22 protein-coding genes, 2 tRNA genes and 1 pseudogene are annotated in these 24,165 nt (G+C 66.3%); 4 read left to right on the plus strand and 21 right to left on the minus strand.

All coding sequences use genetic code 11. The features are described 5' to 3' along the window. From carB to rpsB, 19 genes and pseudogenes are all read right to left on the minus strand, one after another. Nucleotides 1-638, minus strand: a pseudogene (gene carB, locus RMP09_RS20195) (carbamoyl phosphate synthase large subunit); the annotation flags it as partial. A gap of 30 nt (nucleotides 639-668) precedes the next feature. Next, complete coding sequence (locus tag RMP09_RS20200; protein ID WP_310567766.1) at nucleotides 669-1,031, minus strand: hypothetical protein; 363 nt, start codon at nucleotides 1,029-1,031, stop codon at nucleotides 669-671. A gap of 4 nt (nucleotides 1,032-1,035) precedes the next feature. Next, a complete protein-coding gene (gene carA / locus RMP09_RS20205) occupies nucleotides 1,036-2,196 on the minus strand; it encodes a glutamine-hydrolyzing carbamoyl-phosphate synthase small subunit (protein ID WP_310567767.1) in 1,161 nt (386 codons plus the stop codon). A 264-nt stretch (nucleotides 2,197-2,460) separates the two neighbouring features. Then, on the minus strand, nucleotides 2,461-3,228 hold the full coding sequence (locus RMP09_RS20210; RefSeq protein WP_310567768.1) for an RNA methyltransferase: 768 nt from the start codon (nucleotides 3,226-3,228) through the stop codon (nucleotides 2,461-2,463). Further along, nucleotides 3,225-3,863: a ribonuclease HII gene (gene rnhB, locus RMP09_RS20215; RefSeq protein ID WP_310567769.1), complete on the minus strand. Its 639-nt coding sequence runs from the start codon at nucleotides 3,861-3,863 to the stop codon at nucleotides 3,225-3,227. Before rnhB ends, RMP09_RS20210 begins: the two co-directional genes overlap by 4 nt. After that, nucleotides 3,835-4,980 carry a lipid-A-disaccharide synthase gene (gene lpxB, locus RMP09_RS20220; RefSeq protein ID WP_310567770.1) on the minus strand — a complete coding sequence of 382 codons (1,146 nt, stop codon included), beginning with the start codon at nucleotides 4,978-4,980 and terminating at the stop codon, nucleotides 3,835-3,837. The genes rnhB and lpxB overlap by 29 nt, the downstream gene beginning before the upstream one ends. Nucleotides 4,981-4,985: 5 nt before the next feature. After that, nucleotides 4,986-5,780 carry an acyl-ACP--UDP-N-acetylglucosamine O-acyltransferase gene (gene lpxA / locus RMP09_RS20225; RefSeq protein ID WP_310567771.1) on the minus strand — a complete coding sequence of 265 codons (795 nt, stop codon included), beginning with the start codon at nucleotides 5,778-5,780 and terminating at the stop codon, nucleotides 4,986-4,988. Nucleotides 5,781-5,797: 17 nt separating this feature from the next. Further along, nucleotides 5,798-6,238, minus strand: coding sequence for a 3-hydroxyacyl-ACP dehydratase FabZ (gene fabZ, locus RMP09_RS20230; protein WP_310567772.1), 441 nt, complete (start codon nucleotides 6,236-6,238; stop codon nucleotides 5,798-5,800). Then, nucleotides 6,235-7,287, minus strand: coding sequence for a UDP-3-O-(3-hydroxymyristoyl)glucosamine N-acyltransferase (gene lpxD, locus RMP09_RS20235; protein WP_310567773.1), 1,053 nt, complete (start codon nucleotides 7,285-7,287; stop codon nucleotides 6,235-6,237). Before lpxD ends, fabZ begins: the two co-directional genes overlap by 4 nt. 15 nt (nucleotides 7,288-7,302) lie before the next feature. Then, nucleotides 7,303-7,821, minus strand: coding sequence for an OmpH family outer membrane protein (locus tag RMP09_RS20240; protein WP_310567774.1), 519 nt, complete (start codon nucleotides 7,819-7,821; stop codon nucleotides 7,303-7,305). Further along, nucleotides 7,821-10,142: an outer membrane protein assembly factor BamA gene (gene bamA / locus RMP09_RS20245; protein WP_310567775.1), complete on the minus strand. Its 2,322-nt coding sequence runs from the start codon at nucleotides 10,140-10,142 to the stop codon at nucleotides 7,821-7,823. Before bamA ends, RMP09_RS20240 begins: the two co-directional genes overlap by 1 nt. 16 nt (nucleotides 10,143-10,158) lie before the next feature. Beyond that, nucleotides 10,159-11,523 (minus strand): RIP metalloprotease RseP, encoded by a 1,365-nt coding sequence (rseP, locus tag RMP09_RS20250; RefSeq protein WP_310567776.1) that lies wholly within the window; start codon nucleotides 11,521-11,523, stop codon nucleotides 10,159-10,161. A gap of 67 nt (nucleotides 11,524-11,590) precedes the next feature. Beyond that, nucleotides 11,591-12,778, minus strand: coding sequence for a 1-deoxy-D-xylulose-5-phosphate reductoisomerase (gene ispC, locus RMP09_RS20255; protein WP_310567777.1), 1,188 nt, complete (start codon nucleotides 12,776-12,778; stop codon nucleotides 11,591-11,593). Nucleotides 12,779-12,782: 4 nt separating this feature from the next. Continuing rightward, nucleotides 12,783-13,616, minus strand: a complete 834-nt coding sequence (locus RMP09_RS20260; protein ID WP_310567778.1) for a phosphatidate cytidylyltransferase — start codon at nucleotides 13,614-13,616, stop codon at nucleotides 12,783-12,785. After that, nucleotides 13,609-14,352 (minus strand): polyprenyl diphosphate synthase, encoded by a 744-nt coding sequence (gene uppS / locus RMP09_RS20265; protein WP_310567780.1) that lies wholly within the window; start codon nucleotides 14,350-14,352, stop codon nucleotides 13,609-13,611. Before uppS ends, RMP09_RS20260 begins: the two co-directional genes overlap by 8 nt. Before the next feature lie 15 nt (nucleotides 14,353-14,367). After that, the gene (gene frr / locus RMP09_RS20270; protein ID WP_310567781.1) at nucleotides 14,368-14,928 is read right to left on the minus strand and encodes a ribosome recycling factor; all 561 of its coding nucleotides are present in this window, start codon (nucleotides 14,926-14,928) and stop codon (nucleotides 14,368-14,370) included. 39 nt (nucleotides 14,929-14,967) lie between these two features. Beyond that, nucleotides 14,968-15,678, minus strand: coding sequence for a UMP kinase (gene pyrH, locus RMP09_RS20275; protein ID WP_310567782.1), 711 nt, complete (start codon nucleotides 15,676-15,678; stop codon nucleotides 14,968-14,970). 165 nt (nucleotides 15,679-15,843) lie between these two features. Then, nucleotides 15,844-16,737, minus strand: coding sequence for a translation elongation factor Ts (gene tsf, locus RMP09_RS20280; protein ID WP_310567783.1), 894 nt, complete (start codon nucleotides 16,735-16,737; stop codon nucleotides 15,844-15,846). Nucleotides 16,738-16,851: 114 nt separating this feature from the next. Further along, nucleotides 16,852-17,595 (minus strand): 30S ribosomal protein S2, encoded by a 744-nt coding sequence (gene rpsB, locus RMP09_RS20285; protein ID WP_310567784.1) that lies wholly within the window; start codon nucleotides 17,593-17,595, stop codon nucleotides 16,852-16,854. Between the two features lie 320 nt (nucleotides 17,596-17,915). Here rpsB and RMP09_RS20290 point away from each other — a divergent pair, with 320 nt between their 5' ends. Together RMP09_RS20290 and RMP09_RS20295 are read left to right on the plus strand one after the other, a co-directional pair. Continuing rightward, nucleotides 17,916-19,181 (plus strand): FAD-dependent oxidoreductase, encoded by a 1,266-nt coding sequence (locus tag RMP09_RS20290; protein WP_310567785.1) that lies wholly within the window; start codon nucleotides 17,916-17,918, stop codon nucleotides 19,179-19,181. A gap of 74 nt (nucleotides 19,182-19,255) precedes the next feature. Continuing rightward, nucleotides 19,256-20,809: an NAD(P)H-hydrate dehydratase gene (locus RMP09_RS20295; RefSeq protein WP_310567786.1), complete on the plus strand. Its 1,554-nt coding sequence runs from the start codon at nucleotides 19,256-19,258 to the stop codon at nucleotides 20,807-20,809. Nucleotides 20,810-20,811: 2 nt separating this feature from the next. On the opposite strand, the gene RMP09_RS20300 is transcribed toward RMP09_RS20295, so the two are convergent. Together RMP09_RS20300 and rnr are read right to left on the minus strand one after the other, a co-directional pair. Beyond that, nucleotides 20,812-21,354, minus strand: coding sequence for a YggT family protein (locus RMP09_RS20300; protein ID WP_310567787.1), 543 nt, complete (start codon nucleotides 21,352-21,354; stop codon nucleotides 20,812-20,814). Between the two features lie 43 nt (nucleotides 21,355-21,397). Next, the gene (gene rnr, locus RMP09_RS20305) at nucleotides 21,398-23,704 is read right to left on the minus strand and encodes a ribonuclease R (protein WP_310567788.1); all 2,307 of its coding nucleotides are present in this window, start codon (nucleotides 23,702-23,704) and stop codon (nucleotides 21,398-21,400) included. A gap of 47 nt (nucleotides 23,705-23,751) precedes the next feature. Between rnr and RMP09_RS20310 the strand changes: the two genes are divergently transcribed. Both RMP09_RS20310 and RMP09_RS20315 read left to right on the plus strand, forming a co-directional pair. Then, nucleotides 23,752-23,836 (plus strand) — tRNA-Leu (locus RMP09_RS20310). A 180-nt stretch (nucleotides 23,837-24,016) separates the two neighbouring features. Beyond that, nucleotides 24,017-24,101: transfer RNA gene (locus RMP09_RS20315), tRNA-Leu, on the plus strand. The last annotated feature ends 64 nt before the right edge of the window (nucleotides 24,102-24,165 follow it).

Here is a 24,165-nt window from a genome sequence, read left to right on the forward strand (position 1 = left end):
TCTTCGATCAGCAGCTCGTTGGTGGGCGAGGCTTCCAGGCCGCGCTTGCAGATGGTCTCGAACTCTTCCGGGTTGTAAGCAATGCCGCCGCCGGTGCCGCCCAGCGTGAAGCTGGGGCGGATCACGACCGGGAAGCCCACCGTCTTCTGCACGCCCCAGGCTTCTTCCATGCTGTGGGCAATGCCCGAACGCGCGGATCCCAGACCGATCTTGGTCATCGCGTCCTTGAACTTCAGGCGGTCCTCGGCTTTGTCGATGGCTTCCGGCGTCGCGCCGATCAGCTCCACACCGTACTTGGCCAGCACGCCGTGGCGCCACAGGTCCAGTGCGCAGTTCAGCGCCGTCTGGCCACCCATGGTCGGCAGGATGGCGAAACCACCGCTGGTCTGCGGGCGTTCCTTGGCGATGATCTTCTCGACCGTCTGCCAGGTGATGGGCTCGATGTACGTCACGTCGGCCGTGGCCGGGTCCGTCATGATCGTGGCCGGGTTGCTGTTGATCAGCACCACCCGGTAGCCCTCTTCGCGCAGCGCCTTGCAGGCCTGCACGCCCGAGTAGTCGAACTCACAGGCCTGGCCGATGATGATCGGACCTGCGCCGATGATGAGGACGGTCTGGATGTCTGTTCTTTTGGGCATGGTTCGCTTCTATCGTTGCGCGCGGGCCGCTCAGGCCTGGCGCTGGGTTTCCAGTGTGTTCAGCAAGGCCTGCACACGTTCGGCGGGCACGTTTTTCTGCATCAGTTGCAGCAGGCCGTCGCCTTCGATGATGGGGCGCAGCACCTCGACCTCGGCCGGGTAGAACAGCGCATCCCAGGCCGCCAGCTCGGTGTTGAAGGTTTCGTCGTCCCAGGTCTTGCCCTTGGCCAGCAGCGTCACCAGCGGTGACGCCTTGTTCTCGACAAAGGCCTTGCGGTAGGGCTTCTGCGCCCAGCGCTGTGCAAACCACTCTTTGTGTGGCGACTCCAGCGTCAGCATGCGCTTGGCGATGGCTTTTTCGATGGCGAAGACCGGGAAACCGAAGAGCTTCATGGCATCAGACCTTGGCGCGTTCCTGCATCAGCGCGGTGAAGCGGTCGAACAGGTAACCGATGTCGTGCGGGCCGGGCGAGGCTTCCGGGTGGCCCTGGAAGCAGAACGCGGGTTTGTCGGTGCGGGCCAGGCCCTGCAGCGTGCCGTCGAACAGGCTCACGTGCGTGGCGCGCAGGTTGGCCGGCAGCGTCTTTTCGTCCACCGCAAAACCGTGGTTCTGGCTGGTGATGGACACGCGACCGTTGTCCAGGTCTTTGACCGGGTGGTTGGCACCGTGGTGGCCGAACTTCATCTTGAAGGTCTTGGCCCCGCTGGCCAGCGCCATGATCTGGTGGCCCAGGCAGATGCCGAAGGTCGGCACGCCCGAATCGATGATCTCGCGCACCGCGGCAATGGCGTAGTCGCAGGGCTCCGGGTCGCCGGGGCCGTTGGACAGGAACACCCCGTCCGGCTGCAGCTTGAATACCTCGGCCGCCGGCGTCTTGGCCGGCACCACCGTCACCCGGCAGCCACGCTCGGCCAGCATGCGCAGGATGTTGCGCTTGACGCCAAAGTCGTAGGCCACCACATGGAAATTCGGAGCGGTCTGCTCGCCGTAGCCCGAACCCAGCGTCCACTCGGTCTGCGTCCAGGCGTAGGCCTGGTCCACACTCACCACCTGGGCCAGGTCCTGGCCGGCCATGCTGGGCGCGGCCTGGGCGGCGGCAATCGCTTGCGCGCGGTGCGCATCGGTGATCGCCTCGCCCGCCGGTAGCGCCAGGATGCAGCCGTTCTGCGCGCCGTGGGTGCGCAGGCGGCGCGTCAGCGCGCGGGTGTCCAGATCGGCAATGGCAACGGTGCCCTCGCGCTGCAGGTACTGGGACAGGGTCTCGGTGCTGCGGAAGTTGGACGCGAGCAGGGGCAGGTCTTTGATGATCAGGCCGGCGGCGTGGATGCGCGTGGCCTCCACGTCTTCTCCGTTCACACCGGTGTTGCCGATGTGCGGATAGGTCAGCGTGACGATTTGCTGGCAGTAGCTCGGATCGGTGAGGATTTCCTGGTAGCCGGTGAGCGAGGTGTTGAACACCACTTCGCCCGTGGTCTGACCGGTGGCACCGATGGCAATGCCAGTAAAGACCGTGCCGTCGGCGAGCGCAAGAAGGGCTTTCGGGTGGACGGGAAGCACGGTTTTCTCCAGAGGTTTTCGAAACACACCCGCAAGGCGCTGGGCACCGATCCAGACTTGCGCGCCCGCTCCCGCATTGGCCGCACGCGAGGGGCGACCAGGGGGAAAAAGGACGGGAATCTGGGCCGTGGGCCGGGGCGGACGCAGCAGCTTGCGTCGATTGCGGGTAAACCCCGGAATTATACCCGCTCCCCCCTGGTGATCGGCTTGAAAGGCCCTTGGAAAACGGCCTGTGCGAGAGCCCGTCGCCGCCTGAACAGGGGCTCAGCGCGCCGCGGCGCTGGCGTGCAGGCAGATCGCCGCAGCGGCGGCGACGTTGAGCGACTCTTCCCCGCCCGGCTGCACGATGCGGACCGAGGCGCTGGCCATCGCTTCCAGTGCGAGCGACACGCCCTGCCCTTCGTGCCCCAGCACCCAGGCGCAAGGCCAGGGCAGCCGGGCCTGGTGCAAAAAATCGCCCCGGTGGGAACTGGTGACCAGCAAGGGAAGGTCCAGCGACGGCAGGTCGTCCACCGACAGGCCTTCGACCAGGTGCAGCGCGAAGTGCGCGCCCATGCCGGCCCGCAACACCTTGGGCGACCACAGGGCGGCCGTGCCCTTGATGGCCAGCACCTGGGCAAAACCCATGGCGGCGGCGCTGCGCAGGATGGAGCCGACGTTGCCTGCGTCCTGCAGCCGGTCGAGCACGACGGCGCCCTGCCCCGCCTGCACGCCATTGGCGATGGGCAGGTCCCACACGAAGCCGACGCCGGCTGGCGATTCGAGGCCACTGATGCCAGCCATCAGCGCATCGGGCACGGTGACGATGTGGTCGGCCGCGTCGCGCAGGTCGTGCGGCGCCTGGGGCCAGAAGCTGTCGGTGAACACGGCGGTGGAGGGCCGGTGGCCGCGCGCCAGCAGCGCACGGCACAGGTGGTCGCCTTCCAGCCAGACCTGGCCCTGCTTGCGGTAGGCCGTGCTGTCCTGCGCCAGCAGGCGCAGGCGCTTGAGCAGGGGGTTGTCGCGCGAGGTGATGGGACTGGGTGCGGTCATGGGGTGTGCGGTGATGCAGCGGCCAGCGCACGGGCCACGGGCGCAAAGCTGCGGCGGTGCTCGGGCAACGGGCCAAACTGCTGCAGGGCCTGCAGGTGCTGGGCGGTGCCGTAGCCCTTGTGTTTGGCAAAGCCGTAGGCGGGGTGGCGCTGGTCCAGGGCTTCGAGCTGGCGGTCGCGCGAGACCTTGGCCAGGATGGATGCGGCCGAAATGGCGGGCACCAGCGCGTCGCCCGAAACGATGGCTTCGGCCAGCACATCCAGCGGCGGCAGGCGGTTGCCGTCGACCAGCACCTTGTTGGGCTTCAGACGCAGCCCGGCCACGGCCCGCTGCATGGCGAGCAAGGTGGCGTTCAGGATGTTCAGGCGGTCGATTTCTTCCACCGAGGCTTCGGCGATGCTGCAGCACAGGGCCTTGGCGCGGATCTCGTCGTAGAGCTTCTCGCGGCGTTTGGCGGTCAGCTGCTTGGAATCGGCCAGACCCTTGATGGGCTTGAGGTCGTCCAGGATGACCGCTGCGGCCACCACCGGGCCGGCCAGCGGCCCGCGGCCGGCCTCGTCCACGCCGGCGATGAGGCCCGGGACGTCCCAGCTGAAAGCGGCCTGCTCAGCCCGCAAGAACTTTTTCGATCGCATCGGTGGCCAGTTGCGCGGTGTCGCGGCGCAGCAGGTGGTGCAGGTCGGTGAAGCGCTGCTGCAGCTGGGCGCAGCGCTCGGGCGCATCCAGCCAGGCCAACGTCTCGCGCGCCATGGCCTCGGGCGTGGCCGCATCCTGCAGCAGCTCGGGCACCACGAAGTCACCGCAGAGGATGTTGGGCAGGCCCACCCAGGGCTGCAGCTGCTTGCGCCGCATGATCTGCCACGACAGCCAGTTCATGTTGTAGGCGATGACCATGGGGCGCTTGAACAGCGCGGCTTCGAGCGTGGCGGTGCCGCTGGCGATCAGGGTCACATCGCAGGCGGCCAGCGCCGCGTGCGACTGGCCGTCGAGCACGGTCAGCGCGTCGCTCAGGCCGCTGGCCGCGGCCAGCTGGGTGATGCGTTCGCGCAGCGCGGGCACGGCGGGCACCACAAAGCGCAGGCCAGGGCGGACCTTGTGCATGAGCGCGGCGGCATCGAAAAAGCGCCGGGCGAGGTATTGCACCTCGGACGTGCGGCTGCCGGGCAGGATGGCGACCACAGGCTCGTCCTCGTGCAGGCCCAGCCGCTGGCGGGCGGCGGCGCGGTCGGGCTGCAGCGGGATCACGTTGGCCAGCGGGTGGCCCACGTAGGTGGACGCGATGCCGTGCTGCGCCAGCAGCTCGGGCTCGAAGGGGAAGATGCACAGCACGTGGTCGGCGCTGCGGCGGATTTTGTCGACCCGCTCAGGGCGCCAGGCCCAGATGGACGGGCAGACGAAATGCACCGTGCGCACGCCTTCGGCCTTGAGCGCGGCTTCGAGGTCGAGGTTGAAGTCCGGCGCGTCCACGCCCACGAACAGGTCGGGCCGGTCGGCGCCCAGCAGGCGCTGGCGCAGCTGGTCGCGGATGCCGACGATTTCGCGGTAGTGGCGCAGCACCTCGATGTAGCCGCGCACCGCCAGCTTCTCGCTCGGCCACCAGGCGCTGAAGCCCTGCTCCGCCATGCGTGGGCCACCGATGCCGCCGGTCTGCACGGTCGGCCAGCGCTGGCGCAGGCCCTGCAACAGCAGCCCGGCCAGCAGATCCCCCGACGTTTCGCCGGCGACCAGCGCAAAACGTCTGGGTTCGGTCATGGGGGTCAGCGAACGATGCCGCGCTGGGGTGATGCCTGGCGCAGGAAGTCCAGCATCATGGCCACGTCGGGCGCGGCTTCCGGGGATTTCTCGGTCAGGCCAGCGATGCGTTCGGACGCTTGGTCGAGCGTCAGGTCGTCGCGGTACAGGGCCTTGTGCATGGCCTTGACGGCCGAGATGCGTTCGGGCGTGAAGCCACGGCGGCGCAGGCCTTCGAAGTTCATCGACCGTGCTGCGGCGGGCTGGCCCTGGCACATCACAAACGGTGGCAGGTCGGCGAACAGCAGCGAACACATGGCGGTCATGGCATGGTCGCCGATGCGCACGAACTGGTGCACCACGGTGAAGCCACCGAGGATGACCCAGTCGCCTACCGTCACGTGGCCGGCGAGCTGCGAGTTGTTGGCGAAGATGGTCTTGTTGCCCACCACGCAGTCGTGCGCCAGGTGCACGTAGGCCATGATCCAGTTGTCGTCGCCCACCACGGTCTTGCCCAGGGCACCGGGCGAGCCGATGTTGAAGGTGCAGAACTCGCGGATGGTGTTGCGGTCGCCGATGATCAGCTCGCAGGGCTCGCCCGCGTACTTCTTGTCCTGCGGGATCGCGCCCAGCGAGTTGAACTGGAAGATGCGGTTGTCGCGGCCGATGGTGGTGTGGCCCTCAATCACGCAGTGCGCGCCGACCGTGGTGCCGGCGCCGATCTTCACGTGCGGACCGATGACGGTGTAGGGGCCGACGCTGACGCTGCTGTCGAGCTCGGCCGCCGGGTCCACCAGCGCGGTGGGATGGATGTTGCTCATGCGCCCGCGTCCGTGGATCAGGCGATGGTGCGCATGGTGCACATCAGTTCGGCTTCGCAGACGACTTCGCCGTCCACCGTGGCCACGGCCTTGAACTTGAAGATACCGGCCTTCATGCGGTCCAGCGACACGTCCATGATCAGTTGGTCACCCGGCTCGACCGGGCGCTTGAAACGTGCGCCGTCGATGCCGGCGAAGTAGTAGACCGTCTTGTCGTCGGGCGTGGTGCCCACCGTGTCGAAGGCCAGCAGCGCCGCGGCCTGGGCCATGGCTTCGAGCTGGAACACCCCCGGAAACACCGGGCGGTGCGGAAAGTGACCGGTGAACTGGGGTTCGTTGATCGAGACGTTCTTCAAAGCCTTGATGCGCTTGCCCTTTTCAAGCTCCAGCACCCGGTCCACCAGCAGGAAGGGATAACGGTGCGGCAATTGCTTGAGGATCTGGTGGATGTCCATCATGGCTCGGTCTTCTTCTGTTGGGCTTGTTCGAGGGCCTGCTCGACGGCCTTGAGGCGCTCGCGCAGGCGGTTGAGTTGCTTGAGGGAGGCGGCGTTTTTCTCCCAGCTGGCATTGTCGTCGATGGGAAACATGCCGGTGTACTGCCCCGGCTCTCGGATCGAGCGCGTGACCACCGACGCGGCCGAGATGTGCACCTTGTCGCCCACCGTGAGGTGCCCCAGCACGATGGCACCGCCACCGACGGTGCAGTGGGCGCCGATGGTGGCGCTGCCGGCCACGCCCGCGTTGCCCGCCATGGCCGTGTGCGCACCGATGTGCACGTTGTGGCCGATCTGGACCAGGTTGTCGAGCTTGACGCCGTCTTCGATGACCGTGTCGTCCAGCGCACCGCGGTCGATGCAGGTGTTGGCCCCGATCTCGACGCCGTCGCCAATGCGCACCGCACCCAGCTGCTCGATCTTGATCCAGTGGCCCTGGTGCGGGGCGAAGCCGAAACCGTCGGCGCCGATGACCACGCCGGGGTGCAAGATGCAGCGCGCGCCCACCACACAGCGGTCGCCGATGGTGACCCGGGGGTACAGCACCGTGCCCGCCCCCACCTGTGCGCCACGCCCCAGCACCCCATGGGCGCCGATGCGCGCGCCAGCCGCCACGATGGCGCCCTCGCCGATGACGGCAAAGGCTGCGACGTCCACGCCCGGCCCGATCACCGCCGACGGGTGGATGCTGGCCTGGGGGTGGATGGCGGCCGCGGCGGGCGCGTCGTGCTCGCTGCGCCACCACTGCGTCAGGCGTGCGAAATAGAGGTAGGGATCGTCCGCGACGATGACGGCGCCGCGCTGGGCGGCGGCGTCTTGCAGGGCGGGCGGCACGATGAGCGCGCCGGCCTGGGTGGTCTGGATCTGGCTGGCGTAGCGCGCCTGCGCCACGAAAGCCAGCTCATCCGCCAGAGCGGTGGCCAGCGGCGCCAGGCGCCGGACCGGGGTATCGGCTGGGCCAACGAGCGTACCGCCCAGGGCCTGAACAATGGAGCCCAGCGAGCGGGACACGTTGAGACCGGCGCCTTACTTGGCGTTGTTCAAGCCGCTGAGCACCTTGTCGGTGATGTCGTGCTTGGGGTTGATGTACACCGCTTCCTGGATGATCAGGTCGTACTTCTCGGCCTCGGCCACCTGCTTGATGATGCGGTTGGCGCGCTCCAGCACCTGTTGCAGCTCTTCGTTCTTGCGCAGGTTCAGGTCTTCCTGGAACTCACGCTGCTTGCGCTGGAAGTCACGGTCCTGCTCCACCAGCTGGCGCTGGCGTGCCACGCGCTGGCTCTCGGGCAGGGTGGGTGCTTCGCGTTCAAATTTCTCAGATGCCGATTTGAGCTGCGCGCCGATGCTCTGGATTTCTTTCTCGCGCTTGGCGAATTCCTGCTCCAGCTTCACCTGGGCGGTCTTGGCCAGGTTGGCTTCCCGGAAGACACGATCGGTGTTCACGAAGCCAATGCGAAAGTCCTGTGCGATGGCACCGACGGCCAGCAGGCTGGCGACAGAGCCGACGGCCAGCAGGCGCGTGAAACGGCGAGAAAAAGGCTTCATCAAAACGAGGTCCCGATCTGAAACTGGAATTTTTGGATTTTATCGCCGTCAAGGCTGCGCACGGGGTTCGCCCAGGCAAAGCGCAGGGGGCCGACCGGCGAGATCCAGCTCAGGCCAATGCCCACGGAAGCCCGCAGGTCGGAGCCGAACTTCTCGTCGGAGGCCCAGACGTTGCCCACGTCCAGAAAACCGAACATGCGCAGCGTGCGGTCGTTGCCGGCGCCGGGAAACGGCGTACTGATCTCGGTGTTGAGCACCAGGTTTTTGGTGCCGCCGATGTTGACGGAGGTATCACCGCCGGCGGTAGGGTTGCTGATGGGGGAAATCCCACCCAGGGTGCCCTGCTCGAAGCCCCGCACCGACCCCAGACCACCGCCGTAGAAGTTCTTGAAAACCGGGTAGTCGCGCCCGCCCAGCCCCTTGCCCAGCCCCACTTCGGCGTTGAAGGCGAAGGTGTACTGCTTGTTGATCGGGATGAACTGCTGGAACTGGTAGCTGGTCTTCACGTAGCGCGTGTCGCCGGCAATGCCCAGCTCCGTGTTGAAGCGCTGCAGACGGCCCTTGCTGGGCACCAGCGCGCTGTCGCGGTCGTCGCGCGACCAGCCCACGGTCAGCGGAACCGACACACTGGACTCGCCGAAATTGGCGATGTACTTCTGATAAGCCTCAGGCATGTCGGTGCCTTCAACGATGCGCGTCTGCTCCGCACCGACGCCGAAGAAGACCGTGTCCCGCTCGGTGAACGGCACGCCAAAACGCACGCTGCCGCCCGTGGTCTGCAGCTCGTAGTCGCCGCCTTGTTCGCTGTAAGGGCTGCTGGTCTTGTGGTACAGGTCGAACGTACGCGAGACGCCGTCGGCCGTGAAGTACGGGTTGGTGGTGCTGAGCACCAGCTGGCGGTTGAAGTCGCTGGTGTTGACGTCCAGCCCCAGGTAGTTGCCCGAGCCGAACACGTTTTCCTGCTTGATGCCAATGACGAAGGACAGCCCCTCGGCCTGCGCGTAGCCAGCGCCCAGCGACAGGTTGCCGGTCGGCTTCTCGACCACCGAAATGGTCAGGTCCACCTGGTCGGGCGAACCGGTGACCTGCTGGGTATCCACGGCCACCTCGGTGAAGAAGCCCAGGCGGTCCACCCGGTCGCGCGAGAGGCGGATGCGATCGCTGTCGTACCAGGCGGCTTCGAGCTGGCGGAACTCGCGGCGGATGACTTCGTCGCGCGTGCGGTTGTTGCCTTCGACGTTGATGCGGCGCACGTACACGCGGCGCGCCGGCTGCGCACGCAGCACGAAAGCCACGCGGTTGTTCACGCGATCGATCTCGGGCACGGCCTCCACCTGGGCAAAGGCGTAGCCAAACGCGCCGAAATAATCGGTGAAGGCCTTGACGGTGGTGTTCACATCCTCGACGTTGTAGGCCTCTCCGGCCTTCAAGGTCACCAGCGACTTGAACTCGGCTTCTTTGCCCAGGAAGTCGCCCTGCAGCTCCACCTTGGACACCGCATAACGCTGGCCTTCGCTGATGTTGATCGTGATGGTCATGTCGTCCTTGTCGGGCGAGATGGCCACCTGGGTGGATTCGATGCGGAACTCCAGGTACCCGCGCGTGAGGTAGTACGAGCGCAGGGTTTCCAGGTCGGCGTTGAGTTTGGCGCGCGAATAACGGTCGCTTTTGGTGTACCAGCTCAGCCAGCCACCGGTGTCCAGATCGAACAGGTTGCGCAGGGTCGATTCCGAAAACGCCTGGTTGCCCACGATGCGGATGTCCTGGATCTTGGCCACATCGCCTTCGACCACGCTGAAGTTCAGGTTGACCCGGTTGCGTTCACCCGGCGTGACCGTGGTCACCACCTGCGACGCGTACATGCTCTTGTTGATGTACTGGCGCTTGAGCTCCTGCTCCGCACGGTCGGCCAGCGCTTTGTCGAACGGGCGGCCTTCGGCCAGGCCCACATCGCGCAAGGCCTTCTTGAGCACTTCGGCGTCGAATTCCTTGATGCCGGTGAAGCTCACGTCGGCCACGGTGGGGCGTTCTTCGACGATGACGATCAGCACGTCGTCGTTGATCTGCAGACGGACATCGGCGAACAGCCCCAGACCGAACAGCGAGCGGATCGCGGTCGACCCCTTGTCGTCGCTGTACTGGTCGCCGATGCGAAACGGCAGCGAGGCGAATACCGTGCCGGGCTCGACCCGTTGCAGGCCTTCGACCCGGATGTCACGCAGTTTGAAAGGAGCAACGGCCCAGGCCGGCAAGGCAGACAACAGGGATGCAGCGACCACGCTCAGCGACAGGCCGCGCAGACCTCCGAGTTTTTGTTTCATGAGAAGGGGAGAAGGTTCAGCCAGCCAAGCGGGCCACATCGTTGAACAGGGCAACGGCCATGAGTGCCATCAGAATCGCGACACCGCCGCGTTGCAGGCGCTCCAACCAGGCTTCCGACACTGGGCGCCCGGTCACACCCTCCCAAAGATAATACATCAGGTGCCCACCGTCCAAGACGGGCAGCGGCAGCAGGTTGAGCACGCCCAGACTGACGCTGATGAGCGCCAGAAACAGGAGGTAAGACGTGACACCGAGGCTGGCGGACTTGCCCGCGTAATCGGCGATCGTCAAAGGCCCGCTGAGGTTCTTGACCGAGGCCTCGCCGATCAGCATGCGCCCCATCATCTTGAGCGACAGCCACGACACCTCCCAGGTGCGCGCCACGCCCTGCACCAGTCCGTCGATGGCACCCAGGCGCACCGTGGTCATGGCTGGCGCACCGCCGATGTAGGCACCGATGCGACCGATCCAGGCGTCACCCTGGCGCTCGGGCTTGGGCTGCACCTGCAGTTCCATCGCACGACCGGCGCGCTCCACCACCCATGGCTGGTTCACGGCCTGCCCTTGCGGGCCCACAGCGCCGCGGATGAGCGCCCGCAAACGCTGCCCATCCGTCACGGGTGCCCCGTCGATGCGCCGCACCAGGTCACCGGCCTGCAGTCCGGCGGCGGCGGCGGCACCATCGGGCATGACCTCCCCCACCACCGGCGGGGTCCAGGGTGCGGTGATGCCGATGTGCTGGAACAGGCTGGCATCGGCTTCGGTCACGTTCAGTTCGCTCAGGGCCAGCGGCACGGCGTGGGTGCTGGCGCCCGCCTCCCGGGCCACCCAGAGGGTGAGATCCTGCTGCTCCAGTGCCGCCTGGGTCAACCGCCAGCGCAGGTCTTCAAACGAACGCACGTCGGTCGGCTCTTCGCTGTCGACGCTCACCTGCGCCACCCATTCGCCGCCCTGGAGCCCGGCGCGTGCGGCCACCGAACCGGCCACCGGGCTGCCAATCACCGGCTGTGGCTCGTCCACCCCGGTCCAGTTGACCACGCTGTACAGGGCCACGGCCAGCAGCAGGTTGGCCACCGGGCCAGCGGCCACGATGAGCGCGCGAGACCGCAGCGGCTGGGTGTTGAAGGCCAGATGCCGCTCGGCCGCGTCCACCGGCGCCTCGCGCTCGTCGAGCATGCGCACATAGCCGCCCAGCGGCAAGGCGCCGAGCACGAATTCGGTCGGGCTGCCTTTGCGGCGCCAAGTCAGCAGCGGTTTGCCGAACCCGACGGAAAAGCGCAGCACCTTCACGCCACAGGCCACGGCCATGCGGTAGTGGCCGTATTCGTGCACGGCGATCAGCAGGCCCAGGGCCACCACAAAGGCGATCAGCGTTGTCATGCTCGGCGTGTTTTCCGTTTCGGTGAAGGGCGGACGGCGCAGCGCCCGAGCGCCGGGAATCCGGCGATCAGCTGGCCAGGCGGGTCACGGTCGCTTCGGCCAGGGCGCGGGCTTGGGCGTCGATGACCAGCAGGTCACCCAGGCTCTGGGGCTTGGAGGGGCTGAAGGCGCTCAAAGTTGCATGGTTGACCGCGTGAATCTGGTCGAACCGCAGACGTTCCGCCAGGAAGGCGGCCACGGCCACCTCGTTGGCCGCGTTGAGCACCGCGGTGGTGCCGACCGGGCCGGCCAGCGCGTCCCAGGCCAGGCGCAGACCGGGAAAGCGCAACGCGTCAGCAGGTTCGAACGTGAGCGCGCTCAAGGTGGTGAAGTCCAGACCCGCCGCGCCGGAGGCGATGCGTTCGGGCCAGGACAGGCCGTAGGCGATGGGCACGCGCATGTCGGGCGTGCCCAGTTGAGCCACAACCGACCGGTCGGTGTACTCGACCATGGAATGGATGACGCTCTGCGGGTGGATCACCACCTCGATGCGCTCGGGCGGCAGACCGAAGAGGTAACGCGCCTCGATGACTTCGAGCGCCTTGTTCATCATGGTGGCGGAGTCCACCGAGATCTTGCGGCCCATCACCCAGTTGGGGTGGGCACAGGCCTGCTGCGGCGTGACCGCGGCCAGTGTGGCCGGGTCGCGGGTGCGGAACGGGCCGCCCGAAGCCGTGAGCACGATTTTTTGCACCCGGCGGTCCCAGGTGGCGGGGTCTTCGGGCAGCGACTGGAACACCGCCGAGTGTTCGCTGTCGATGGGCAGCAGCGTGGCCCCGCCGTCTTTGACCGCCTGCATGAAGAGGTCGCCACCCACGACCAGGGCTTCCTTGTTGGCCAGCAACAGTTTTTTGCCGGCACGGGCCGCGGCCAGGCTCGGCGCCAGGCCGGCCGCACCGACGATGGCCGCCATGACGGCATCCACCGCCGAATCGGCGCTCACGTCGCACAGCGCCTGCTCGCCCGCGAGCACCTGCACCGGCAGGCCCAGCGCCTTCACCCGCTCGGCCAGCAGGCGGGCATGGGGTTCGCTGGCCATCACGGCGTAGGTCGGCGCGAAGGCTTGGCACTGGGCCAGCATCGTCTCGACCTGCGTCGCCGCGGTGAGCGCGAACACGCGGTAGCGGTCCGGGTGGCGCGCGATCACGTCCAGCGTGTTGGTGCCGATGGAACCGGTGGAACCGAGAACGGTGATGGACTGCAAGGAGGCGCTCATGGAATCACAGGACGGCAAACATCATGGCCAGCGGCAGCACGGGCAACAGAGCGTCCACCCGGTCGAGCACACCACCGTGGCCGGGCAGCAGTTGGCTGGAATCTTTCATGCCGGCGCTGCGCTTGACGAGCGACTCCACCAGGTCACCCGCCACGCTCATGGCGGTCAGGCCCAGCACAGCGGGCACCGCCAGCACCGGCCCCAGCGCCCACAGGCGGGTGAACAGGCTGGGTCGGTCGGAGTAGCCGTGAGCGTCCAGCCAGAGCCAGCCGGCCGCCAGCAGCAACACGCCGGCCATGCCGCTGAACACGCCTTCCCAGCTCTTGCCGGGGCTGATGCTGGGCGCCAGCTTGCGCCGGCCAAAGGTCTTGCCACCGAAATAGGCCGCGATGTCGGCCATCCACACCAGCGTGAGCACCGACATCAGGAAACCCAGGCCGAGCAGGCGGGCCTGCACCAGGGCCAGCCAGGCACAGGCCACCAGCACCAAGCCGCCCCACAGGCGCAGCGACGCGTGCCATGCGCCCCAGCCGGGCACGCCGCGGCGCAGCATCCAGACGACCAGAGGCACCCACAGCGCGCCGACCGTCAACCACAAGGGCCGCAGGTTCTGCGTCAGACCGCCAAACCACCACACCAGGGCCAGCACGACACCCAACCCCAGCCCCAGGGCCTTGGCGGGCCACGGCGCGCTGCCGTTCAGGCGGGCCCATTCCCAGCCGGCGGCCACGATGAGCACCAAGGTGAGCACGGCAAACGGCTCGATGGAGGGGTAGAACAGGGCCGGCAACAGCAGCGCCAGCAGCAGCAGCGCGGTGATGACCCGCTGCTTAAGCATGCGACGACCCTGAAGCCGACGACACCTGTTCGGAGGTCTGACCGAAACGGCGCTCGCGACCGGCGTACTCGGCCAGCGCCTGGTCCAGCGCCTGGGCGTCGAAGTCGGGCCACAGGCAGGGGGTGAACACCATCTCGGTGTAAGCGCTCTGCCAGAGCAGGAAGTTGCTGATGCGCATTTCACCTCCGGTGCGGATGAGCAGGTCCGGGTCGCCCACATGGGCCAGCGCGGTGGTCTCGCTCAGGGCCGCTTCGGTGATCTCGCGCCCCTCGGCCACCAGACGGCGCGCCGCCTGGGCGATGTCCCAACGACCACCATAGTTGAAGCAGACGTTGAGCACCAGCGTGTGGTTGCCAACGGTCAGGGATTCGGCTTCCACCAAAGCCTTCTGCACGCGCGACGACAGCACGGCGCGGTCGCCCGGGAAGTGCAGTTGGACGCCTTTCTCGTGCAGTCTCGGCACCTCGCGCGACAGCGCCAGGGCCAGCAGTTCCATCAGGCCCGACACCTCGTCCACCGGACGGTTCCAGTTCTCGGACGAGAAGGCGAACACGGTGAGCACCCGGACCCCGCGGTCGATGCAGGATTGCACCGTGTGGCGCAGCGCGTCCACGCCCTGCTTGTGACCCGCCACACGGGGCAGGAAGCGCTTTTTGGCCCAGCGCCCGTTGCCATCCATGACGATGGCCACGTGGCGCGGCAGACGCTCAGATGAAAAGGATGAGGCAACAGCCATCGGGCAAGGCGGTGGTCACACCGCCATGATGTCCTGTTCTTTGGACGTCACTAGGCGGTCCACCTCGGTGATCATGCGATCGGTCAGCTTCTGGATGTCGTCGGTCGAGCGGCGCTCGTCGTCTTCCGACGCCAGCTTGTCCTTGACCAGTTTCTTGACCTGCTCGTTGGCGTCGCGGCGCAGGTTGCGGATGGCGATCTTGGACTGCTCGCCCTCGCCCCGCACCACCTTGGTCAGTTCCCTGCGGCGCTCTTCGGTCATGGGCGGCATCGGCACGCGGATCAGGTCGCCCTGGCTGGCCGGGTTCAGCCCCAGATCGGACTCGCGGATGGCTTTCTCGATCTTGGCGCCCATGCCTTTTTCCCACGGCGCCACGCCGATGGTGCGCGAATCCAGCAGGGTCAGGTTGGCCACCTGGGACAGGGGCACCATGGAACCGTAGTAATCCACATGCACCGTGTCCAGAATCTGCGGGTTGGGACGCCCTGTGCGCACCTTGGACAGGTGGCCCTTGAGCGCCTCCAGCGACTGGTTCATCTTGTGCTCGGCGTTCTGGCGAATCTCAGCAATGCTCATACGTCTTCCTCAATTGAACGGTGTGGCGCCGGTCGTGGCTCACACATGCACCAAGGTGCCCTCATCGCCACCGAGCACCACATTGCGCAGTGCGCCCGGCTTGAAGATGGAGAACACCTTGACCGGCAACTTCTGGTCGCGGCACAGCGCAAAGGCCGTGGCATCCATCACCTGCAGGTTCTTGGCCATGGCTTCGTCGAAGGTCAGCGCGGTGTAGCGGGTGGCTTTGGGGTCTTTGTTCGGGTCGGCGCTGTACACACCATCGACCTTGGTGGCCTTGAGCACGATCTCGGCGCCCACTTCAGCGCCGCGCAAGGCGGCCGCCGTGTCGGTGGTGAAAAACGGGTTGCCGGTGCCGGCAGCGAACACCACCACCTTGCCCTCTTCGAGGTACTGCAGCGCCTTGGGGCGCACATACGGTTCGACAACCTGGTCAATGGCGATGGCCGACATCACGCGCGCGACAACGCCGGTCTTGTCCAGCGCATCGGCCAGGGCCAGCGAGTTCATCACCGTGGCCAGCATGCCCATGTAATCGGCCGTGGCACGGTCCATGCCGACCGAGCCCCCCGCCACGCCGCGGAAGATGTTGCCACCACCGATGACGATGGCCACCTCCACACCCAGGCGGGTGACCTCGGCAATCTCCGCCACCATGCGTTCGATGGTGGCGCGGTTGATGCCGAATGCATCGTCGCCCATCAGGGCTTCACCCGACAGTTTCAGCAAAATCCGTTTATAGGCTGGCATACGCTCGTTCCTGCAAATCAAACAACTGGACCACAACCGGCAAGTGTAGCGAGGCGCGAACGCCGCACCGGTCTGCAGATCCCGGCGGTGCACGAAAAATCGGCACCCCACATGACAACGGGCCTTGCGGCCCGTTGTTGAGGTTGGCGGAAACCGGTTAACCGATCACGCGCCCTTGGCAGCGGCGACCTGGGCAGCCACTTCGGCCGCAAAGTCGTCCACCTTCTTCTCGATGCCCTCGCCCACCACGTACATGGTGAAACCCTTGGCGGTGGTGTTGGAGGCCTTGAGGTAGGCACCCACGGTCTGCTTGCCGTCGGCGGCCTTCACGAAGACCTGGTCGAACAGCGAGACCTCTTTCAGGTACTTCTGCACCGAACCGTCCACCATCTTGGCGACGATGTCGGCCGGCTTGCCGGACTCGGCTGCCTTGGCGGCGGCCACCGAACGCTCGCGCTCGATCAGTTCGGCCGGCACATCGGCGCTCGTCAGCGACACGGGCTTCATGGCGGCCACGTGCATGGCCACGTCCTTGGCGGCGGTGGCGTCACCCTCGAACTCGACGACCACGCCAATGCGCGTGCCGTGCAGGTAGCTCACCAGCTGGGCGCCGTTGCTGTAATGCTTGAAGCGGCGGAAGCTCATGTTCTCGCCGATCTTGCCGATCAGGCCCTTGCGCACGTCTTCCAGCGTGGGACCAAAGCTGTCCTGGCTGTAGGGCAGCGCGCCCAGCGCTTCCACGCTGGCCGGGTTGTGCTCGGCCACCAGTTTGGCAGCGGCGTTGGCCAGGGCCAGGAAGCTGTCGTTCTTGGTCACGAAGTCGGTTTCGCAGTTGACTTCGATCAGGCCACCGGTGTTGCCATTGATGAAGCTGGCGACCACACCTTCAGCGGTCACGCGGCTGGCGGCCTTGCCGGCCTTGGTGCCCAGCTTGACACGCAGCAGTTCTTCGGCCTTGGCCATGTCGCCATCGGCTTCGGTCAGGGCCTTCTTGCACTCCATCATGGGAGCGTCGGTCTTGGCGCGCAGTTCGGCGACCATGCTTGCGGTAATTGCCATTTTTCAGTTCTCCGTTGGCTGCGCACCCCACACGGGGCACGCGAACAGGTCAAAAGGGATGTTTGCTTGTGAAAAAGGGGCTACTGGAGCCCCTCTTTGCCATGTCAGCAAGGATCAGGCGGTGACTTCGACGAATTCGTCGGTGCCTTCGGCGGCCACCGTCTTGACCACGTCGTTCACTGCGTTGGCACGGCCTTCGAGGATCGCGTCGGCGATACCGCGGGCGTACAGCGCCACGGCACGGGCCGAGTCGTCGTTGCCGGGGATCACATAGTCGATGCCCACCGGGTTGTGGTTGGTATCCACCACGCCCACCAGCGGGATGCCCAGCTTCTGGGCTTCAAGGATGGTGATCTTGTGGAAGCCCACGTCGATCACGAAGATGGCGTCGGGCAGCGCGGTCATGTCCTGGATGCCGCCAATGTCCTTCTCCAGCTTTTCCATTTCACGGGCGAACATGAGCTGCTCTTTCTTGCTCATGCTCTCCAGGCCCACTTCTTTCTGGGCTTGCATGTCCTTCAGACGCTTGATCGAGGTCTTGACCGTCTTGAAGTTGGTCAGCATGCCGCCGAGCCAACGCTGGTCGACGAAAGGCACGCCGGCGCGGCGGGCTTCCAGGGCAACGATGTCGCGCGAGGTGCGCTTGGTGCCGACCATCAGGATGGTGCCGCGATTGGCAGACAGCTGCTTCACAAACTTGGCAGCGTCTTCGAACATCGGCAACGTCTTTTCGAGGTTGACGATGTGGATCTTGTTGCGGTGACCGAAGATGAACGGAGCCATCTTGGGGTTCCAGAAGCGGGTTTGGTGACCGAAATGGACACCAGCTTCCAGCATTTCGCGCATGGAGATAGACATGTGATTTCTTTCCAGAGGTTGGGTCTAAAATCCAGCCCCGATTGCCCTGGGCGGCGCTCATTGATGAGTCAAGCCGCTTGGAGACAACACCTGGTTGGGCCGGTTTGCGATTGCACTTCACCGAGCACCGACCGGAACCATTCCCGTCCATACTCAGCAAAGCCTGTCGATTATAGCAGGCAGCACCCGCCTCGCCGCGAGCCCCCTACCCCGCCCTCCTGCCGCGGGCGCCCCTTCCTGTTTTCCGCACGATTCATGCACCGTCGTCACCCGAGCCTGAGCCACGGCACGCCCCTTTCGCACCCACCGAAGGCTCCACGATGAAGATCGCCGTCATCGGGGCGGGCGTCATCGGCGTCACCACCGCATACGAGTTGACCCTGGACGGACACGAAGTGAGCGTGTTCGACCGGCACGGCACCGCCGGTGAAGAGACCAGTTTTGCCAATGGCAGCCTGATGGTGCCCGGCTGGCCGTCTTCGCTGGGTCACCAGGCCAGCTGGCGCTCGCTGCTCGCCTCCAGCGGCTCACACACTGGCGCATTGCATCTGGGCGGGTGGCCCAGCACGGGCACCTGGCATTGGCTGTGGCGCCGTCAGCAAGCCCTGCGCAAACCCGATCACCGGACCCGGCAAGCCGCCCTGCACCAGCTGGCCCACTACAGCCAACAGCGTTTGGCCGCCATCACCGATGCGCACCAGCTCAGCTACGACAACAGCCACGGCGTGCTGCTGCTCTGGCGCCACGAGCGCGACGCCACACAGGCGCGCGCAGCGCTGGCGGCCGTGCGCGAATGGGGTACGGTGGCGCGTGAAGTGGACGCCACACAGGCCCGACAGATCGAACCCGCCCTCAATGCCGAAACCGGTCTGCACGGCGCCCTGGAGATCTCCTCGGCGCAGAGCGCCAACACGCGGCAGTTCGTCCTGCTGCTGAAGCAGCTGGCCCAACAACGGGGTTGCCGTTTCGAGTTTGGTCGGGCGGTGACGCAGGTGCGCAGCACTGGCCAAGGGGTGCAGATCGTTCGGGACGGCTCGACCGAGACACCGCCCTTTGATCACGTTGTGGTGTGCGCAGGCACCGCCAGTGCCGCCCTGCTGCGACCGCTGGGCCTTCAGTTGCCGCTGCAGCCGGTGTACGGCCACAGCGTCAGCGCCGCAATCCGCGAACCGCTGGACGCGCCGCTGTCGGCCGTGATCGATGCCCGCCACCAGGTGTCCATCACCCGCCTGGGGCAGCGCGTTCGCGTGGCCGGCGGTCAATCACTGGGCGGTTCGCCCGTCCATCACTCCAAAAACGAGCTGCAGCGTCTGTACCGGGTGCTGATGGACTGGTTCCCGGGCGCTGCGCGCCTGGGCGGCCCGAAAGGCAGCGTGCAGGAATGGCGCGGGGCACAGGCCTGCCTGCCCGACGCGGCGCCGATGGTGGGGGAAAGCCCCGTGCCCCGCGTGTGGCTGAATCTGGGCCATGGCGCCAGCGGTTGGGCCATGGCCTGCGGTAGCGCTCGCGCCCTGGCAGACCAGTTGCAAGGCAACAGCCCAGCCCTTGACCTCACGCCATTTGCGCCGGCACGCTGGCTGCGCTGACGCCGCCCCTTGCGACCGTCTGCGCACCATCCCCGTGGTGAAATGCGTGCATCGGTGCCCTGCCCCTGAATCCCATGCGACGCATAGACATCCCGTCTGAAGAAGCCCTCTACGGAGCGGAATCCACACGCACCATCGAAACGGCGGCCTCGGCCGCCCTGCCCGCCCACGGACTGATGGCGCTGGCCGGGCACTCGGTCGCGCAACTGGCCTGCGCCCTGGCCCCGCACGCCCGCTGCATCTGGGTCGCCTGCGGCCCGGGCAACAACGGCGGGGATGGCCTGGTGGCGGCCACCCACCTGCACCGCTGGGCACACATGTCGGGCCACGGGCCAGACGTTGTGGTCACCCTCTGCGCGGACCCGGCACGGCTGCCGCCGGACGCCGCCCATGCCCTGACCCAGGCGCAAGCCGCCGGGGTGCGCATGGCTGATACGCCGCCCGATGCATTCGATCTGGCCATCGACGCCCTGCTGGGCATTGGCCAGTTGCGCACACCCACCGAGCGCCTGGCCGAGCACCTGGCGCGCCTGCAAAACAGCACCGCCCCCGTGCTGTGTGTGGACCTGCCTTCCGGACTGGATGCCGACCATGGCCAACACCTGCTGGGCCCGTGCCAGCGCCCCCTCCCGGGCGCGCGACACACCCTGTCGCTGCTGACGCTCAAACCCGGCCTGTTCACCGCAGATGGCCGCGACCAGGCGGGCACCGTCTGGTTCGACGACCTGGGGGTGTTCGCGCCCCCCGAAGTGCCCCCCAGCGCGCTTCTCCATGGCACCACCTCGGACCGGGCCCGCCCCCATGCCGCACACAAAGGCAGCCACGGCGACGTGGTGGTGGTCGGCGGGCAGGACATCTCGGTCAACGGAGCGGGAATGACCGGTGCCACGGTGCTGGCCGCGCGCGCCGCCTTGCACACGGGCGCAGGGAGGGTTTACCTGTGTTCGCTGGGTGCCGACGAAGCGGCCAGCCCTTCCGCGTGGGACCCCGGCTGCCCAGAACTCATGTTCCGCCGATGGGCCAGCCTGCGCGACAGCGAGTTGCTGGAGCACGCCTGCGTAGTCTGTGGATGTGGGGGCGGTGACGCGGTGTCCGCTGTGCTGCCCGAAACGCTGCAACGCGCTCGCAGCCTGGTGCTGGACGCGGATGGCCTGAATGCGATCGCGGCACACCCGGCCTTGCAGGATGCGCTGAGCCAGCGCGCCATCCGCGGTCAGACCACGGTGCTCACCCCCCATCCACTGGAGGCCGCACGCCTGCTGGGCAGCAGCACCGCCGCCGTGATGGCCGATCGCCTGGCGGCCGCCCATGCGCTGAGCGAGCGGTTCGGCTGCGTCTGCGTGCTCAAGGGTTCGGGCACGGTGGTCTGCGCCCCCGGAGAAACACCCCGCATCAACGCCAGCGGCAATGCCGCGCTGGCCACAGCTGGCACAGGCGATGTGCTGGCGGGTTTCATCGGTGCGGCCCTGGCCGCCCCCGGAACCGGCGCATCAGCGTTGCGGCGCGTGGCCGACGCGGTGTATCACCACGGCTGGTTGGCCGATCGCTGGGTGAGCGAAACCACCGCCAGTGGCTCCCGCGCCCCCCTCACGGCCGATGCGTTGGCCCGCTCGGCCCGCGCCGGCTGAAATCAGCCCAGCACGATCAGACCGATCTGCAACAGGATCAGCAGCACCAGCACCGACAGGTCCACACCGCCCACCAGCGGGACCACCCGCCGCACCGGCCGCAGCACCGGCGCGCACAGCCGGTCGAGCGTACCGAGCACCGGCGACTGGGGCTGCACCCAGGACAGGATGGCGTAACCCAGCAGCAGGATCATCCAGCCCTGCAGCAACACCCGCAGCAGGATGCGGATGGAGCGCTCAAGCAACTCCAGCAGGGGCGAGCCTGGAACGCCGACGAACACACTCACCAACCCGATCGACAAGGCGCCATAGGCCAGTGCCAACAGCACCGCCACCACCAGACTGCCCCAGTCCACGCGGCTCTGGGCCAGCGCACGGGGCAACACCCGGCGCACAGGCCGCACAAGCCAGTCGGTCACGGCAATGGCAAAGCGCCCAGGCTGCCCGGACATGTTCACCCGCAGGTGATTCATCCAGGCACGCAGCAAAGCCGACGCCATCAGGAAGAAGAACAGGGTTTCCAGCAGAAAAAACAGAACATGCATGGCGTCATTGGAACATCGAACACCCACTCAGCGGGCCGCAGCCTCAACGGCGACTCTTGCGTGATTTGCCGGCTGGCGCACGAGCACCACCGCGTGCGGCGTTCTTGTCGGCCGCCCGTTGCACCGATGCCTTGAGATCGATGGGCGCAGACGCGCCACCCTTCGCAGCCCCCTTGTTCTTGCTGCCACGTTCATCGTCCTGCCGATTGCGCCGCCCTTTTCCCCCACGTGCATGTGACTCACCACCGTCACCGGCCGGGCCAGACGCACCGGTCTTGTCGCGCATCGCCCGCAGCAGCAACTCGTCCTCGCCGGTCACCAGACGAAAGTCGATCCGGCGCCCGTCCAGATCCACCCGGCTGACCTGCACCTGCACCCGCGTGCCCAGCGCATAGCGCATGCCGGTGCGCTCACCACGCAGCTCCTGGCGCGCCTCGTCGAAGCGGAAGTACTCGCCCCCCAGTTCGGTGATGTGAACCAGGCCCTCGACGTACATCGCGTCCAGCGTAACGAACAGGCCAAAACTGGTGACCGAACTCACCACACCGCTGAATTCCTCGCCCAGGTGCTCGCGCATGTACTTGCACTTGAGCCAGGCCTCCACGTCGCGGCTGGCCTCGTCTGCACGGCGCTCGTTGGCACTGCAGTGCAAACCGGCCGCCTGCCAGGCCAACACGTCCACCGACGGCTTTTTGACCGGCTGGTCCACCGGCACTTTGGAGCGGCTGGCCAGCCGCTTGCTCAGTTTGGCGTGCGCCTCGCCCGGCGTGGGCAGCGCGGGCAGCTGGTACCGCTGCTTGTTCAGGATGGCCTTGATGACCCGGTGTACCAGCAAGTCCGGATAACGGCGGATCGGGCTGGTGAAGTGGGTGTAAGCCTCGAACGCCAGACCAAAGTGCCCCTCGTTCATCGGCGTGTAGATGGCCTGCGACATCGAACGCAGCAACATGGTGTGGATCTGCTGCGATTCGGGGCGGTCCTTGGTCGCCTGGGCGATTTGCTGGAACTCCGACGGGTGCGGGTTGTCGCTGAGGGTGTGTGGGACCCCCATGGCCTTGAGGTAATTGCGCAGCGTCTCCTGCTTCTCGGGCGTCGGCCCCTCGTGCACCCGGAACAGGCCCACGTGCTTGCTCTGCCCGATGAAGTCTGCCGAGCAGACATTGGCCGCCAACATGGCTTCTTCAATCAGCTTGTGCGCGTCGTTGCGCGTGCGCGGCACGATTTTCTCGATGCGCCCCGACTCGTCACAGACGATCTGCGTTTCCGTGGTCTCGAAGTCCACCGCACCCCGCACCTGGCGCGCCGCCAGCAGCGCGCGGTACACATCGTGCAGGTTCAGCAGGTATGGCACCAGCACCTTGCGGCCTTGCGCTTCCGGTCCCCGCGTGTTCTGCAGGATGGCCGCCACCTCGGTGTAGGTGAAACGCGCGTGGCTGAACATCACCGCCGGGTAGAACTGGTAGGCGTGAATCTCACCCTTGGCGTTGATCAGCATGTCGCAAACCATGCACAGGCGCTCGACGCCGGGGTTGAGCGAACACAAGCCGTTGGACAGCTTTTCCGGCAACATGGGAATCACGCGCCGCGGGAAATACACCGAGGTCGCACGGTCGTAGGCGTCCACATCGATGGACGAGCCGGTCTGCACATAGTGGCTCACATCGGCGATCGCCACCAGCAGGCGCCAACCCTTGCCGCGCCCCACCTTGGCCGGTTCGCAATACACCGCATCGTCAAAGTCGCGCGCATCCTCGCCGTCGATGGTCACCAGAGGCACATCGCGCAGATCGACTCGGTGCTTGTGGTCCGCCGGACGCACATGGTCCGGCAGGGCGCGCGCCTGTGCCATGGCAGCGTCCGAGAACTCATGCGGCACGCCGTATTTGCGCACCGCGATTTCGATCTCCATGCCGGGGTCGTCAATCTCGCCCAGCACCTCTTTGACCCGCCCCACTGGCTGGCCATACAACGCCGGCGGCTCGGTCAGTTCGACCACCACCACCTGACCCGGCTTGGCAGATCCCGTCGCGCCTTTGGGAATCAGCACATCCTGACCATAGCGCTTGTCTTCAGGTGCGACGAGCCACACACCGCTTTCCTGCAGCAAGCGGCCGATGATGGGCGCTTCGGAACGCTCGATGATTTCCGTCACACGCCCTTCGGGCCGACCTTTGCGATCCAGGCGCACGATGCGCGCCTTCACACGGTCCCTGTGCAGCACTGCCCGCATTTCATTGGGGGGCAAGTAGATGTCGGCCTGGCCGTCGTCACGCACCACGAAACCGTGACCGTCGCGATGACCAGAAACCACACCCTCGAATTCGGCCAACAGGCTGTTCTTTTCGTTCACTGTTTTTTTGTTGATCTGAAAATGCTATACTAGCGGTTTCCTGAGATGCCCAGGTGGCGGAATTGGTAGACGCACTAGTTTCAGGTACTAGCGCCGAGAGGCGTGGAGGTTCGAGTCCTCTCTTGGGCACCACGATCATAAGGGCTTGTCGACACCATGTCGGCAAGCCCTTTTTTCTTTCGTGCTGCGTGGGACCCAAGCGCCATCAACAGCGGCAATCGCCCCCAAGCCACACCGCCTCTGCTCCGTCGCAAAAAACGACCAGCCCCAAAAAACACACGAATATCGCGTATACTATTGGTTTCCTGAGATGCCCAGGTGGCGGAATTGGTAGACGCACTAGTTTCAGGTACTAGCGCTGAGAGGCGTGGAGGTTCGAGTCCTCTCTTGGGCACCAAAAATGCAGAGGCCTGCTGACAACGTCAGCAGGCCTTTTTGCTTGGGGCATCCCGTTTCAAATA

This window comes from Hydrogenophaga sp., from assembly GCF_031426985.1.
Classification (GTDB): domain Bacteria; phylum Pseudomonadota; class Gammaproteobacteria; order Burkholderiales; family Burkholderiaceae_C; genus Hydrogenophaga.